Origin of the sequence: Streptococcus oralis, assembly GCF_001578945.1 — a bacterium.
GTDB classification, from domain to species: Bacteria; Bacillota; Bacilli; order Lactobacillales; family Streptococcaceae; genus Streptococcus; species Streptococcus oralis_Q.
In genome coordinates, this window is sequence record NZ_KQ969599.1 from 1 (window position 1) to 532 (window position 532).

Genomic DNA, 532 nt, shown 5'->3' on the forward strand with positions numbered 1-532 from the left:
CACCGTCAAAAACTATATCCTCGGAAAAGTTAAAATCTTGAAAAGTTTTTGAATTATTTAAAGGCGGAAAATTATTAGGGCGATTAGCATATGCCGACTGAGCTAAATCCGCATAAAAATTATCAAAATTTTTTAAGTTACTATTACTCATATATAAACCATCCACCATCTCGTAAAATTCTTATGGGTTGCATTTCAGAAATCCTCTCAAGGTTAGGCAAGGAGTACCTGTTATTATCCAAAGGAAATCCAAGAGTAAAACTGCTCTCCTTTATATTATTTATACGCCCTTTAAATGTTAGCATATAACCACCTCCTTGAGGAGTTCCATTTCCTACCTGACCAACTTCCATACTATCCCAATCAAACTGGACACTTTCGACTTTAGGATTTCTAGACTTTATAAAATTCGCCATCTCATCTTCATGCTCCTTCAAATAAGCCAACTGTTTAGCTCGCGGACTCAGAGTTATTCCTCCAAATAGATTTGTTTCCTGTGCCATCCATGCGCCTCCTCCAAATACTACAAGGG

Annotated in this window: 1 protein-coding gene; it reads right to left on the reverse strand. The window is 36.8% G+C overall.

The features are described 5' to 3' along the window. Positions 1–143: 143 nt before the first annotated feature. The coding region (locus tag SORDD16_RS09970) for a hypothetical protein (protein WP_061453296.1) at positions 144–532 on the reverse strand (389 nt) is incomplete at its 5' end.